Below are 14,271 nucleotides of genomic sequence, written 5' to 3' on the forward strand. Positions count from 1 at the left end.
GGGTGATCCCGCCCCGCGCCCGGACGCCCCTGTCCGATTCCGGACAAGCGGGGCCCGCGCTGTCTCGGGTTCGTCCATACCCTCAAGCCCGAAAGGGGCTTCCTCAGCCCCATGACCCTCAAGACCGTCCTCGGCTACTCCGGCGGCCTCGACACCAGCGTCGCGATCCGGTGGATCAAGGAGAAGTACAAGTCCGAGGTCGTCTGCGTGCTCGTCGACGTCGGCCAGCCTCTCTCGAACCTCGACGACGCGAAGGCGCGCGCGATCAAGAACGGCGCGACGAAGGTGATCGTCGTGGACGCGAAGGAGGAGTTCGCGCGCGACTTCGTCCTGCCCACGCTCAAGGCGAACGCCCTCTACGAGGGCGTGTACCCGCTTGCGACGTCCATCGCGCGCCCCCTCATCGCGAAGCACCTCGTCGCGGTCGCCCACCAGGAGGGCGCCTCCTACGTTGCGCACGGCTGCACGGCGAAGGGCAACGACCAGGTCCGCTTCGAGGTCACGATCCGCGCCCTCGACCCCGCGCTCAAGGTCATCGCGCCCCTGCGCGAGTGGAACGCCGACCCCGCGCTTGCGACCCGCGAAGGCGAGATCGCGTACGCGAAAGAGCACGGCATCCTCATCCCGGACGTCGCGACGAAGCGCACGTTCTCGACGGACGAGAACCTGTGGGGCCGGAGCGTCGAGAGCGGCATCCTCGAGGACCCGACGAAGGAGGTCGTGGAGGACGCCTACGAGTGGACGACGAGCCCCCTCGACGCGCCGAACGCGCCCGAGTACGTGACGATCGGCTTCGAGCGCGGCGAGCCCGTCTCGATCGACGGGAAGCGCCTCGGCCTCGTGGAGCTCATCAACCACCTGAACGCGACGGCGGGCCGCCACGGCCTCGGCCGCATCGACCACGTCGAGAACCGCCTCGTCGGCATCAAGAGCCGCGAGGTCTACGAGGCGCCCGGCGCGATCGCGCTCCTCACGGCGCACAAGGCGCTCGAGAACCTCACGCTCACGCGCGACGTCGCCCACTTCAAGACCACGCTCGAGGACAAGTTCGCGGAACTCGCGTACGACGGCCTCTGGTACGGCGCGCTCCGGGAGTCCATCAGCGCGTTCGTCGACAAGGCGCAGGAGAACGTCACGGGCAGCGTGACGCTCAAGCTCTACAAGGGAGCGGCGCACGTCGCGGGCCGCGACTCGCCCGTGTCGCTCTATCAGAAGCACCTCGCGACGTACGACAAGGGCGACCAGTTCCGCCACGAGTCCGCCGCGGGCTTCATCGACATCTTCGGCCTGCCGCTGCGCGTCGCCTCGAGCGTCAAGGCGAAGCACGCGAAGAAGTGAGCGCGATGAGCGTCGAGAAGCCCTGGGGCGGACGCTTCGCCGTCTCGACCGCGGCCGCGATGGAGGCGTTCAGCTCCTCGCTTGCGGAGGACGCGCACCTCGTCGCCCACGACGTCGCGGGGTCCATCGCGCACGCGAAGGGCCTCGCGCGCGCGGGCCTCCTCACCGAGAAGGAGAGCGAGGACCTCGTCCGCGGCCTCCGGGCCGTCCACGCGGACCTTGCCGCCGGGCGCTCGACGCTCAAGGTCGAGCTCGAGGACGTCCACATGAACGTGGAGACGCTCCTTGCCGCGAAGACGCCGCTGGCCGCGCGCCTCCACACGGGGAGAAGCCGCAACGACCAGGTGGCGCTCGACCTCCGCCTCTTCGCGCGCGCGGGGGCGCTCGAACTCGCCCTCGCGCTCTCGGACCTCGCGGACGCGCTCCTCGCGCAGGCTGCGGCGCACGCGGACGTGCCGGTTCCGGGCTACACACACGTGCAGCCCGCGCAGCCCGTGACGTTCGGGCACGTGTTCCACGCCCACGCCCTCCGGTTCCTGCGCGACGCCGACCGCGCGCTTTCGGTCTTCGACCGGGCGAACGTGTCGCCGCTCGGCGCGGGGGCGCTCGCCGGCACGTCGTTCGCGCTCGACCCCGCCTACGTCGCGGACCTCCTCGGCATGGACGGCGCGTTCGAGAACTCCCTCGACGCCGTGAGCGACCGCGACTTCCTCGCGGGCGCCACGTACGCGGCCGCGATGGCGGGCGCGCACCTCTCGGGCCTCGGCGAGGAGTGGGTCCTCTGGACCTCGCCCGGCTTCGGCTTCCTTACGCTTCCCGAGGACTACACGACCGGGTCGAGCATGATGCCGCAGAAGCGCAACCCGGACGCCGCCGAGCTCCTTCGCGGCCGCTCGGGGCGCCTCGCGGGCGACCTCGTCTCGGTCCTCTCGACGCTCAAGGGCCTTCCGCTCGCCTACAACCGCGACCTGCAGGAGGCGAAGGCGCCCCTCGTCCACGCGCTGCCCGCGGCCGTCGAGATGGCCCGCATCGCGGCGGCCTGCGCGCGCGGCCTCGTCGTGCGCGCGGAGGCCGCGCGCGCGGCGCTTTCGCGCGGCCACCTCGAGGCGACCGACCTTGCCGACTGGATGGTGACGCAGGGCGTCCCCTTCCGCGAGGCGCACCACGCGACGGGGAAGCTCGTCGCGCTTGCGGAGATGCGCGGCGTCGCGCTCGCGAAGCTCGCGCTCGACGACTTCAGGGCCGTGTGGCCCGGCTTCACGGCCGAGGTGTTCACGGTCCTCAACCCCGCAACGGCGCCCGCGCGCCGGTCGAGCCCCGGCGGGACCGCGCCCGCGCGCGTCGCGGCCGCCGTCGCGAAGTCGCGGAAGGATCTCGAGCGCCTGCGCGAGGGCATCCTCGCGCGCGGCCGCAAGGTCCACAAGGAACGCACGCTCCTCGGTGATGAAGCATGAGCCCCCGCGCGAAGCCGCTCCCGTCAACGAAGCGCCAGACGCCCGCCGCGCGCCCCGCGCGCCCCGACCTCCTCTCGATGCGCGACTTCGGTGACGCCCTCGAGCGCGTCCTCGCCGCCGCGGCGTCGCTCAAGCACGCCTCGAAGCTCGGCCGTCCCGTGCGCCTGCTCGAAGGCAAGTCCGCGGTGCTCCTCTTCGAGAAGCTCTCGACCCGCACGCGCGTGTCGTTCGAGATCGGCCTTGCGAAGCTCGGCGCGAACGTGGTGTTCCTCTCCGCGAAGGACATCCACCTCGGGAAGGGCTCGGAGACGATCGAGGACTCCGCGCTCGTGCTCTCGCGCTATACGGACGTCCTCATCTACAGGAGCTTCAGCGCCGAGCAGGTGTCGGAGCTTGCGGCGCACGCGAGCGTCCCGGTCATCAACGCGCTCGACAACCGCGAGCACCCGTGCCAGGTCGCCGCGGACCTCCTCACGATCCGCGAGCACAAGAAGCGCCTCAAGGGCCTGCGCTTCCTGTACGTGGGCGACGGCAACAACATGTGCCACTCGTACCTGCTCGGCGGCGCCATGACGGGCATGCACGTCACCGCCGTGACGCCCGCGGGCTACGCTCCGCTCCCGGAGATCGTGGAGGAAGCGCGCCAGCTCGCGAAGAAGGCGGGCGGATCCGTCACGCTCTCGCACGACATCCACGCGGCGGGCGTCTTCGCGGACAAGGACGTCATCGCGACCGACACGTGGGTGAGCATGGGCGACGAGACGGAGCGCGACGAGCGCCTCAAGGCCTTCCAGGGCTACACGGTCACCGAGGAGCGCCTCGCGGCCTCGCCGGAGGCCATCTTCCTCCACTGCCTTCCGGCCTACTACGGGAACGAGGTCACGCACGAGGTCCTCCACGGTCCCCGCTCGGTCGTGTGGGACGAAGCGGAGAACCGCATGTGGGCCCAGATGGGCATCCTCGTGTGGCTCATCCTCGGGGAAGACGGGCTCGACCACGCGCTCAGGGCCTGACGAGGCGCGCGGCCTTCTCGGCCCATTCGCGCTCGATCTCCGCCGCTTCCTCGCTCGTGAGACCCAGCATCTCGCGCACGTCGAGGAGATGCCGCATCTCGACAGGCGAAAGCGTCCCGTCCCTCCATGCAAGGGCGAGCGCGTTCGAGTACATCTCGCGCTTCCTACCGGCCGCGCCGGTCGCGCTCGCGTGGAGCGGAACGGCCCGGTCCGCGATGCGGTCGCCGAGGCGCTGCAGCGGCGCGAGCCCGAACACGAGCGCGCCGGCCGCGACGATGCCCACGTAGTCGCCGAGCGCGCCCTGGAAGAACGCGGCGGCCGATTCGCTCACGACGAAGAAGACCCCGAGGAAGGCCCCCGCGACCGTGGACTGCTTGACGGTCCAGCGGACCTTGAGGTCGAGGCCGAGGAGCTGCGACCGGACGACCGCGTACGCGAGGATCGCGACCGCGATCCCGCGCATGAATCCCAGGCTTCCGTTCTCCTGCGCGACCTCGAACCCGCCGCCGTAGACGGCCGTCAATAGGCCGAGGAGGGGGAGGGCGAGCGCGAGGAGCGCGACGTTGCGTGCGACGGCGGAATCGGGCTCCGGGATGCGGGCCGTGTTCGCAAGCCACACCGCCGCGACCAGGACGAAAGGCGCCGTCGCCACGATGCCAAGGGGCCCTCCGCCGGGATAGACGAGGAACATGCCCGCGTAGAACGCGGGGTAGAGCAGGAGGGCGCGGCTCATGAGCGCCTCCTGGCGCCGGTCCTCCGGGCTCGTCGCGCGTCCCGCGCGCAAGGCGAAAAGGAGCAGCGCGAAGACAAGCGCGCCCTGCATGAGATCCACCGCGAGGGGCCGGACGATGCCGGGGACGAAATAGCCGGGCGAGGCCTCGGTCCATGTCGGCACCCACTGGGCCGCGCCGAACGCGGTGCGTCCGAGTCCCGCGAGGATGGGAATGACGAGGAGCGTCCGCTCCTCGCGCGCGAGGGGACGCGGGACCCAGAGCGCGAGCATCACGATCGCGGCCGCGAACGGCAGGACCATGACGCGGCCGAGGAGATCCACGTAGTTCCATCGCGGATCGTCCGGATTGAAGAGGTTGAAGAAGACGAAGACGAGCCCCATCGAGACGCTCATCGCGGCGAACGCGAGGTTCTCGCGGCGCCGCGGCTTGACGGAGGCGACGAACGCGCCGAGCGCGAGGAGCAGGAGGCCGCTCCCCGCGTCGATGAGACCCGGCAGGTCCAGTTCCGCCATCGTGGAAACCGAGGCCCGCGCAGGGCTTCAACCTTCCCGATCAGCGGCGCCGCGCCTTTGCGGCGTAGCGCACGACGCGCGTCATGGCCTCGTCGAGCGTCGCGGGATCGGGGAGGTTCACGATGCGGAAGTGGTTTCGCGCGGCCTCGCCGAAGCCGGACCCGTGCACCGCGAGGACCTTCTCCTCGTGGAGGAGCCCGAGCACCCACTCCTTGTCCGTGGGGAACGGGTTGTCCTTGATGCCGATGAGCGAGTAGAACGCGCCCGCGGGCTTCACGAGCGCGAGGTCGGGCGATTCCGCGACGCGCTTCGCGACGAGCTCCGCGCGCTCGCCGAGCCGGCGGCGCAGGTCCGCGAGGTGCGGCGCGTTCGGCCGGAGCACCTTCGCGAGCGCGCGCTGCGCGGGAAGCGGCGCCGAAAGGCGGCTTCGCGCCTGCTTCAGGACCGCCTCGCGGATCTCCGCGAGCTCGCCCGCGTGCCGGAACGCGACGTAGCCGGCGCGCCAGCCGGGAACGAGCCAGTTCTTCGAGAAGCCGTTCAGGATGACGACGGGCCCCGGAACGCTCGCCGCCGACGGCGCGCGCTCGCCCTCGAAGACGAGCTCGTTGTAGATGTCGTCCGAGACGAGGACGAGCCCCTTCTCGTGCGCGATCTTCGCGAGCCCTTCGACGACGCGCTTCGGGTAGACGGCGCCCGTCGGGTTGTTCGGCGAGATGACGCAGAGCGCCTTCGTGCGCGGGGTCACGAGCCGCCGCACGGCCTCGAGATCCGGGATCCACCCGTTCTCGGCCGTCGACGGGTACTCGACCGGCGTCGCGCCGAAGTAGCGCGCGACGCCGAGATACTGCGGATACGTTGGGCCCGGGACGAGGATCTCGTCCCCCGGCTCGAGCATGGCGCCGAAAAGCATCTGCAGCGCTTCGGAGACGCCGCCCGTGAAGATGATGTCGTCCGGCGCGACCGCGATCCCGCGACCCTCGCGCTCCCAGCGCGCGATCGCCTCCCGGATGAGCAGGTCGCCCTCCGAATCCCCGTAGTCGCCAAGGCCGGCCTCCGCCTGGAGCGCCTCGACGAGCTCCGCGGGCGGACGGAAGTCGTACTTGCACGGATCGCCGATGTTGAGCTTCAGGATCGCGTGCCCCGCGCGCTCGAGCGCGCGCGCCGGACCCAGGACGTCGCGGATCGGGGCATCCATCACCGACGTGCGCTTCGCCGCGCGGAAGACGGCCATCAACACCGCCGAAGACCCGCCGCGTTCAAGAGCCTATCCCCGACCCCGGTCTGCGAGGCGCCGACGCCCTCGAGGGCCGGGCGCCGGGGCCGGGCGGCGGGACAGGGCGCCGGGCGTCGGGACCGGGACCGGGTGTCGGGACCGGGAGCCGGGTGCCGGGACCGGGAGCCGGGTGCCGGGTGCCGGGAGTCGGGACCGGGCGCCGGGACCGGGTGGCGGGTCCGGGACCGGGTCCGGGTCCGGGTCCGGGCCGCCGCGTCAGACGTCTTCCTTCACGGTTCGGAAAACGGTCGAGGTGAACGTCTTGTCGACGCCCGGGATGTCGCGCAGGCGCTCGATCACGAGCTCGCCGATGCTTTCGACGGTGCGGCCGCGGACCTTCGCGAGGATGTCCCACTCGCCGCTGATGAGATGCACCTCGTACACGCCCTCGAGCTTCGAGAGCTGCTCCGCGACCTCGCGCTGGGACGTGCCCTTCTCGCGGTCGTACGTGAGGAACACGAACGCCGTCGTCGGCTCGCCGATGAGCTCGTAGTTCGGGATCACCGTGTACCGGCGCACGACGCCGCTCGATTCGAGCTTGGTCACGCGGTCGTGCACGGTCGTGCGCGGGATCGCCGTGTTCTCGGCGATGGTCTTCGTCGTCTTCTTCGCGTCCGCGCGGAGCTCCTGGAGGATCAGACGATCCTTCTCATCGAGCATGACCGGCGGAGACCCGACGCGTCGCTTAAACGTTTGTCAGGATGACGGGCGCCCGGACCCCCGGGCGTCCCCCGTCCGCCCGGGCCGGCGTGGACGAGAAGCGTCGCGCCGTCGGAGGTTACCCTTTTGTCCGAGGAGCCGCTACCGCCATCCGGTCCCTTATGGGTGCGAACGGTCCCGTCAAGACCATCACGGATTCCGACTTCGAAAGCTTCGTCAAGAGCCACGGGACCGTGGTCGTGGACTGCTGGGCTCCCTGGTGCGGCCCGTGCAAGCGTCTCGAGCCCATCATCGACGCGCTCGCGACGGAATACGGCGGGAAGGTCACGTTCGCGAAGCTGAACACGGACGAGAACCCCGCGACCGCGATGAAGTTCGGCGTCATGTCCATCCCGACGCTCCTCGTGTTCAAGAACGGGCAACGCGTCGACCAGGTCGTCGGCCTCATGCCCAAGGAGCAGCTCAAGGCGCGCTTCGACCGGCACGCCTGAGCAAGTCGGAAGCTACTTTTGCGCCCCCCGGCATCGCCCGGCGATCTCTCATGGTCGCCTTCCGCCGGGTGGTCGAGGACGCGCTCGAGAAGGGCGCGACGTACGCCGACGTCCGTTACCAGGAGGACCGCTCCACCTCGGTCGAGGTCAAGGACGGCGAGCTCCGCAAGGCCGTGCCCGGCCGCGAGCGCGGCGCGAGCGTGCGCGTCCTGTATGACGGGACGTGGGGGCTTGCGACCGCCCCCTCGGTGGATCCGAGGGGCCTCCGACGCGCGCTCGACGAGGCGCTCGGGATGGCGCGCGCCCTCGCGCCGCGCGTCTCCGAGCGCGTGACGCTCGCGCCGACGAAGGCCGTGCGCGACGTGGTCCGCTGGAAGCCGAAGAAGGACGCGACGAAGATCCCGCTCGAGGCGAAGCGCGACCTCCTCCTCGAAGCCTCGAAGGCCGCGACGTCGGTCGCGGGCATCGCAAGCGCGAAGCTCGCCCTCGACGACGAGGTGGTCACGACCCGCATCGTCACGAGCGAGGGCACGGACGTCACGATGGAGGTCCCGCGGCTTCTCCTCCAGATCGACCTCGTCGCGCGCGGCGACCACGGAAAGGTCGTCGGATACCGCGCGCGCATCGGCGGCACAAAGGGCTTCGAGGCCTTCGACGCCGAGGACCCCTCCGAGAAGGCCGGGGAGGCCGCAAAGAGCGCGCTCCGCATCCTCACCGCGAAGGCCGCGCCGTCGGGGCGGCTCGACGTCATCGCCGACCCGGACCTCGCGGGCGTGTTCGCGCACGAGGCCATCGGCCACGCGTGCGAGGCGGACCTCGTCATCGCGGGCGAGAGCCTCCTCGAGGGACGCATCGGCGAGAAGCTCGGGAGCGATCTCGTGACCATCGTGGACGACGGCCGCGTGAAGGGCGGGTACGGCTCGATGCCGTACGACGACGAGGGCGTGAAAGCCTCTCGCAAGGTCCTCCTCGAGAACGGCGTGCTCAAGGGTTACATCCTTTCGCGGGAGACCGCGGGCCGCCTCGGCATGAAGCCGAACGGCGGCGCGCGCGCCGCAAGCCACGCCGCGCGCCCTCTCGTGCGCATGTCGAACACGCTCATCGAGAAGGGCGACCGCACGTTCGAGGAGCTCCTCGAGGGCGTGAAGCGCGGCGTGTACGCGAAAGGCACGCGCGGCGGCCAGGTCGACACCGCGAAGGGCACGTTCCAGTTCGGCGCGCAGGAGGCGTGGCTCATCGAGGACGGCGAGCTCACGACGCCCCTGCGCGACGTCGCGCTCCAAGGCGAGATCCTCGAAACCCTCACGACGATCGACGCGGTCGGAAAAGACGCGATGCTCGCCTCGCCCGGCATCTGCGGGAAGGGGCAACTCGTGCCCGTGGGAGACGGCGGCCCGCACGTCCGCATCCGCAACGCCGTCGTGGGGGGCGGAGCCTGATGCCCGTCCGCCGCAGGGCCGCGAAGGCCAGGACGCGCCGGGTTTCCGACGAGCCTTTGCGCGCCGCGGGGCTCCTCAGGGACGCCGAGCGCCACGTGAGGACCGCCCTCGCCGTCGGGGCCGACGAGGCTGAGGCGTTCGTGCTCGCGGGGCGCGGCGCGTCGCTTCGCATCGAGAAGGGCTCCCTCACGAACGGGTCCGTCGGCGAGGAGCGCGGCGTCGCCCTCACCGTCGAGAAGAAGGGCCGGCGCGGGTTCGCGTACTTCACGGAGGACGCCGACGCGAAGACGGCGGCGCGCCGCGCGCTCGCCTCCGCGCGCATCCTCGGACCGTCGCCGGGCCTCGCCGAAAAGGTCGCGCTCAAGCCGGTTTCGGGCCTCTTCGACGCCAAGCTCGCGCGCTGGTCCACGGAGGCCGCGATCGAGGCGGCCGTCGCGATGATGGACGCGGCGCGCGGACGCGCCCCCGACGCCGTGATCGCGGGCGGCGGCCTCGGATGGGGAACGGAGGCCTACGCGCTTGCGACGAGCTGCGGCTTCAAGGGCGCCGTCGAGGGCACGAGCCTCGGCGGAAGCCTCCACCTGGTATTGAGGGAGGCCGACGCGACGGCGACCGGCTTCGACTACGTCTCCTCCCGCGCGCTCAAGGGCGTCGACTTCGCGGGCTGCGGCCGCGAGGCCGCGGACCTCGCGATGCGCTCGCGCCGGCCGAAGCGCGTCGAAGGCGGGCCGCAGACCGTCGTGTTCCGTCCGACGGCGCTCGACGGGCTCTTCGAATTCCTCTTCGCGCGCGCCGTCCTCGGCGAAACCGCCCACGCAGGCCAATCCGTCTTCTCCGGTCGTCTCGGGGCGCGCGTCATGCCCGAGGCCTGGTCGCTCGTCGACGATCCGCGGCGTCGCGGCGGCGCGATGAGCGCGCCCTTCGACGACGAGGGCGTCCCGACGCGCAAGGTCGCGATCGTTAAGAAGGGCCTCCTCGCGACGTTCCTCGACGACCGCGACACGGCCGCGCGCCACGGCGCGAAGCCGTCGGGCGTCGCCGTGCGCGCCGAGCGCATGTCGAGCGACCGGTCGTTCCGCGCCCCCCCGCGCGCGGTCGGCCGCAACGTGACCCTCGAGGGCCCGGCCTCGGACGAAGCGGCCCTCCTCGCGGGCATCCGTCGCGGGGTGCTCGTGCACGACGCCATGGGCGCGCACACCGCGAACGCCGCAAGCGGCGATTTCGCCGTGTCCTCCTCGACGCTCTTCGAGATCCGCGACGGCGAGGTGGCGGGCCCCCTCAAGGGCGCGATGGTGAGCGGCAACTTCCCGGACGCCCTCGCGAAGCTCGAAGCGGCGGGCCGCGACGTGCGTCCCCTCGGAGGCGCGTTCTCCCCGCTCGCCATGTACCTGCCCTCCCTGCGGGTGGGCGGCCTGCGCGTGACCGGATAGGGCAGGCCTGGCGTTCCGCCGGACCGCAAGCCTCAATAGGAGAGGGGCGAACCGAGGGACGCTGGACAAGAGGTGTGCCACGTTGAGCCTGGAGCCTCGCCGGGCCGCGTTCGCGGCCGTCGCACTCGCGCTCCTTCTCGCGCCCGCCCTCGCGGCGCCCGTCGCCGGGGCCCAGGGCGGCGTCGAGCCCTCCTTCACGATCCGGTTCAACCGCGACCCTGCCCACTACCTGCAGGGCGAAAGCGTCGCGATCACGGTCCAGTCCACGATGGACGAGGTCGTCCTCAAGGACTCGGGCTACACGATCCAGGTCCGGTGCCTCCAGTGCCCCGACGGGTCGTACGTGGCGCCCTACGCGCGCGAGCGCGTCTTTCCCAGGGATTTTCTTGCGGCCTCCGGGGCCTCCCCCGCCCCCGCCCTCCAACCGCGCTGGAACGGGACGTGGCGCGTCGAGATCCTCGGCCCCGCGAAGGCGCCGGTGCTGAGCCGGGACTTCTCCGTGTGGATGGCCGAGCTCTACAAGTTCCCCTCGAACACGCCCGAGGCCACCCTCCAGTTCATCGTCCAGACGGCCGGCTGGCGCGCGGGAGAGGCCGTGTCGATTTCGCTCTCGCAGCGCAACGCCCACGGGGGCCACACGACCCTCCTTCAGCGCGACCTTGTCGCCTCCTCCTCCGGACTCGTCCGTTTCCCGTACACGCTTTCGCGCGCGGACGCGTCGCGCCTCGATTGCCCTCCGCGGCCCGAGGGGCACTGCTGGGCCGTGCAGCTCACGGCCTACGGACGCCACGGCACGGCCTCGAGGCCGAGCGAGACCATCCATTTCGTCATCAAGCCCGCGACGCTGCGCCTCGTCACCCTCGCGGAGCCTTCGCTGAACCGCGAATACGAGCGGACGGAGCGCGAGGTCGTGTTCCTCCGCCTCGCCTACCCCGATGGGCTGCCCTATCGGCCGACGCTTCTCGAGGACCCGGACGCGACCGTGCCGTTCAGGGTCGAGCGCACGCGGGCGGGGAGCGACGCCGACCCCGTCGTCGTGGACCGCTTCGGCGCGACGTGGAACGAGGGGCTCGCGCTCTGGACCGCCGTCTGGCGCATTCCGAAGAACCTCACGCTCGACGAGGCGGGCGCGTACCGGTTCCGCCTCGCGATCGAGCCCGCGAAGGATCCGTGGGGCAATCGGCTCCCGGACCATCGCTACAACACGACCCGCATCCGCGCCCTCGCGTTCGAGCCCATACCGCGCCTCGCGCCCCCCGAGGCCGAGCGCACGGAAACCGTCACCTTCCACTACAACATCACGTACCGCGACGGGGCGCCCCTCACGACGCTGGACCTCGACAACAAGACCCTTGTCGCGTGCTTCATCCGCGCGGACGAGAGCCCCGGCGCCTTCCCTTGCCGGGATCGGCTGAGGGCGACCTCGAAGTACGCGAACGGAACGTGGAACTTCTCGCACCGGTTTCCCCGGGACTACCAACCGCTCGGACCGTTCCGCCTCGTGATCGACGGGACGGCGGATTCCGCGAAGGACAAGTGGGGCAACGCGGTCCCGACGACGGTGAGCGATCCCTTCACGCTCACGACCGCCGCGCCCCGCATCCTGTTCACGACGGCCGTCCTCGGCGACGCGCGCAACGAATCCCGCGGCTTCGACCGCGGCGACACCGTGACCGTGACGGCGCGGCTCCTCTACCACGACGGAAAGCCCGTGAACTCGACCTACCACAAGGAAGGCCGCGCCCTTCCCGTCGTGATCGACCGCGTGAACGACAAGGGCGTCTCGATCTCCACCGAAACCATCCGTCTCGCGGAGGTCGACAAGGACCGCGGGCGCTTCCAGGGCGCGTTCTCGATCCCCCGCACGAGCGAGGAGGCCCCGCTCGGGCGCTGGACGTTCCGGGTGGACGTCGCGGACAACGCGACGCCCTCGAACGTGAACTCGTCGACCTTCGGTCGCGCCGTGAAGCCCGCGGTCATCCAGGCGCCGAGCCGCGTGGATCCGCCCGCCCGCGTCTTCTCGGGCAACACGGCCGCTTACCAGTTCTCGCTGCGCTTCGCCGACGGCACGACGGTCAAGGGGGACGACGTCGGAACGCGCCTTCTCCTCAACGTCTACCGCTGGGAAAATGACAAGGTCGGCGGCCTCGCGCAGGCCGGCCTCGTCCCGAGCTACGACGCCGCCGCGGGCGCCTGGACCGCCCGGTGGTCCGTCCCGACGAGCGTCTGGAGCGGGACCTACGTCTTCAAGCCCACCGGGACGGACCGGCACGGAAACGTCGTGGACGCGAACGCGCGCTCCGCGCCGTTCACCGTCGTCGTTCCGCTCCTCGAGCGTCCCGTCATCACGGATCCCCCCGCGCGCGCCGTGCGCGGGGACACCGTGTACGTGGTGTTCGACGGACGCGACGGCGACAAGGGCCCGGATTCGACGGGCCGCCCGATCATCGGCCTGCAGCGCCTGGCCTCGAACGGCCGGTGGGAAACCGAGATCCTCGACACGCTCGAGCGGGCCGACGCGAACGGCGACTGGCTCGCGTCGTGGAACACGACGCTCTCGAGCACGCTCGGCATCTACCGCTTCGCGTTCGCGGCCAAGGACGCCCGCAACGCCAACGTGGTGAGCTTCAGCGGAAACATCTCGCTCGCGCCCGCGAACGTCACACGCGAGCTTTCGCGGCCCGCGCCCACGACCATCGCGAAGGGCCAGACCTACCGCATCGGGATGCGCTCCGAGCGCGGCGACGTGCCGCTCGACGCGTTCGTGCTCCACCGGGGTCGCTCCATCGCGAACGCCGATTTCCGGATCACCTCGCCGCTCGAGTGGAACGTCACGTGGCGCCCGAACTTCGGCGTGGACCTCGGCGAATACACGGTCTTCGTGCGCGGCCGCGACGTCTTCGGCAACCTCATCCGCTTCGCAGGTCCGCCCGTCGTCGTCTCCCCGACGACGCTCCTTGCGCAGGCCGCGCTCGACCCGCCCGCCGCCGCGGGCCGCCACCAGGAGGTCGGGTTCGGCTTCGTCCTGCGCTACCCCGACGGGCAGGAATACACCTCGTCCATCGGGCTTCCCGACGTCGTCATCGAGGACGAGGCGGGCGTCGCCGCGGACGCGAACGTGAGCTGGGCGGACGGCCGTTGGACGGCGACGTGGCGGCCGCTGCCGGACACCCCCCTCGGCGAATACCGATTCGTCGTGGGCGGGCGCGACGCCTCCGGAAACGACTTCCCCCGCCTCGAATCGCGACCCTTCCGGCTGGAGCCCGGCGTCATCTCCCGACCGTTCGCGCGCGAGCCGCCCGTCACGTTCACGCGGATGACGGTCTTCGAGGCCACCGTCCTTGCCGAACCGAACGAGGTGGCCGAGTTCGTCCTCCAATACAGCGGGGGCGTCTTCCAGGTCTCCGACGTCTTCAACTCCAAGCGCGCCTACGCCGACGTCGCCACCCTCCCCGCCGAGCGCGACCCGAACTCGGGCCTCTACAGGCTCCGGCACAGCCTTCCGCGGGACGCCCCCCTCGGCGCGTACCGCCTCGCGCTGCGCGCGACCGACGGGGACGGCAACGAGGTGGTCGCCACGTCGCGGCCGTTCGTCCTCGACAAGGGGCGCATCCAGGTCTCGCTCACGGCCGGCGATCTGACGGTCCGGCCCGGCGGGACCGTCCAGGGCACGTTCCGCGCGCAGTACCGCGACGGGACCCCGTTCACGCAGGAGGACGGCATCCCGGGCGCGGTGGTCCTCTGGAACGGGCAGGTCACGAAGGAGACAGTCGACGTCGAGTACGACGCGATCGCCAACTACTGGCGCTTCGCCTGGAAGGTTCCCGAGAACCTCCCCCACGGCAAGTACTGGATCCAGATCTTCGGGGCCGACCGGGAGAAGAACGAGATGCAGCGCCTGTCCACGCCGGACACGGACATCAAGGC

Annotated in this window: 10 protein-coding genes; 7 read left to right on the top strand and 3 right to left on the bottom strand. The window is 71.1% G+C overall.

Annotation, left to right across the window (positions count from 1 at the left end; genetic code table 11):
• The first annotated feature begins 111 nt into the window (after positions 1 to 111).
• From VM889_04380 to argF, 3 genes are read left to right on the top strand one after another with little or no spacing between them, the layout of a single operon-like run.
• Positions 112 to 1,338, top strand: coding sequence for an argininosuccinate synthase (locus VM889_04380; GenBank protein HVL47775.1), 1,227 nt, complete (start codon positions 112 to 114; stop codon positions 1,336 to 1,338).
• Between the two features lie 5 nt (positions 1,339 to 1,343).
• A complete protein-coding gene (gene argH / locus VM889_04385; protein ID HVL47776.1) occupies positions 1,344 to 2,792 on the top strand; it encodes an argininosuccinate lyase in 1,449 nt (482 codons plus the stop codon).
• Positions 2,789 to 3,805, top strand: coding sequence for an ornithine carbamoyltransferase (argF, locus tag VM889_04390; protein ID HVL47777.1), 1,017 nt, complete (start codon positions 2,789 to 2,791; stop codon positions 3,803 to 3,805). Before argH ends, argF begins: the two co-directional genes overlap by 4 nt.
• Here the strand turns inward: argF and VM889_04395 are convergent.
• From VM889_04395 to VM889_04405, 3 genes are all read right to left on the bottom strand, one after another.
• Positions 3,795 to 5,051: a hypothetical protein gene (locus tag VM889_04395; GenBank protein ID HVL47778.1), complete on the bottom strand. Its 1,257-nt coding sequence runs from the start codon at positions 5,049 to 5,051 to the stop codon at positions 3,795 to 3,797. The two genes, argF and VM889_04395, sit on opposite strands and share 11 nt — an antisense overlap.
• A 40-nt stretch (positions 5,052 to 5,091) precedes the next feature.
• Positions 5,092 to 6,282, bottom strand: coding sequence for an aminotransferase class I/II-fold pyridoxal phosphate-dependent enzyme (locus VM889_04400; protein ID HVL47779.1), 1,191 nt, complete (start codon positions 6,280 to 6,282; stop codon positions 5,092 to 5,094).
• Positions 6,283 to 6,540: 258 nt separating this feature from the next.
• Complete coding sequence (locus tag VM889_04405) at positions 6,541 to 6,984, bottom strand: Lrp/AsnC family transcriptional regulator (protein HVL47780.1); 444 nt, start codon at positions 6,982 to 6,984, stop codon at positions 6,541 to 6,543.
• Positions 6,985 to 7,145: 161 nt separating this feature from the next.
• Here VM889_04405 and trxA point away from each other — a divergent pair, with 161 nt between their 5' ends.
• The 4 genes from trxA to VM889_04425 all read left to right on the top strand — a co-directional run.
• Positions 7,146 to 7,475 carry a thioredoxin gene (trxA, locus tag VM889_04410; GenBank protein ID HVL47781.1) on the top strand — a complete coding sequence of 110 codons (330 nt, stop codon included), beginning with the start codon at positions 7,146 to 7,148 and terminating at the stop codon, positions 7,473 to 7,475.
• 50 nt (positions 7,476 to 7,525) lie between these two features.
• Positions 7,526 to 8,914: a TldD/PmbA family protein gene (locus VM889_04415; protein HVL47782.1), complete on the top strand. Its 1,389-nt coding sequence runs from the start codon at positions 7,526 to 7,528 to the stop codon at positions 8,912 to 8,914.
• Positions 8,914 to 10,344, top strand: a complete 1,431-nt coding sequence (locus VM889_04420) for a TldD/PmbA family protein (GenBank protein ID HVL47783.1) — start codon at positions 8,914 to 8,916, stop codon at positions 10,342 to 10,344. Before VM889_04415 ends, VM889_04420 begins: the two co-directional genes overlap by 1 nt.
• Before the next feature lie 82 nt (positions 10,345 to 10,426).
• Positions 10,427 to 14,271, top strand: a 3,845-nt coding sequence (locus tag VM889_04425; protein ID HVL47784.1) for a hypothetical protein, incomplete at its 3' end; no start/stop codon positions are given.

The sequence above is a fragment of the Candidatus Thermoplasmatota archaeon genome, from assembly GCA_035540375.1.
Taxonomy (GTDB): Archaea; Thermoplasmatota; SW-10-69-26; order JACQPN01; family JAJPHT01; genus DATLGO01.

Coding starts and splice junctions, on each gene's coding strand:
- VM889_04380 (HVL47775.1), top strand. CDS start 112: ATGACCCTCAAGACCGTCCTCGGCTACTCCGGCGGCCTCGACACCAGC.
- argH (HVL47776.1), top strand. CDS start 1,344: ATGAGCGTCGAGAAGCCCTGGGGCGGACGCTTCGCCGTCTCGACCGCG.
- argF (HVL47777.1), top strand. CDS start 2,789: ATGAGCCCCCGCGCGAAGCCGCTCCCGTCAACGAAGCGCCAGACGCCC.
- VM889_04395 (HVL47778.1), bottom strand. CDS start 5,051: ATGGCGGAACTGGACCTGCCGGGTCTCATCGACGCGGGGAGCGGCCTC.
- VM889_04400 (HVL47779.1), bottom strand. CDS start 6,282: ATGGCCGTCTTCCGCGCGGCGAAGCGCACGTCGGTGATGGATGCCCCG.
- VM889_04405 (HVL47780.1), bottom strand. CDS start 6,984: ATGCTCGATGAGAAGGATCGTCTGATCCTCCAGGAGCTCCGCGCGGAC.
- trxA (HVL47781.1), top strand. CDS start 7,146: ATGGGTGCGAACGGTCCCGTCAAGACCATCACGGATTCCGACTTCGAA.
- VM889_04415 (HVL47782.1), top strand. CDS start 7,526: ATGGTCGCCTTCCGCCGGGTGGTCGAGGACGCGCTCGAGAAGGGCGCG.
- VM889_04420 (HVL47783.1), top strand. CDS start 8,914: ATGCCCGTCCGCCGCAGGGCCGCGAAGGCCAGGACGCGCCGGGTTTCC.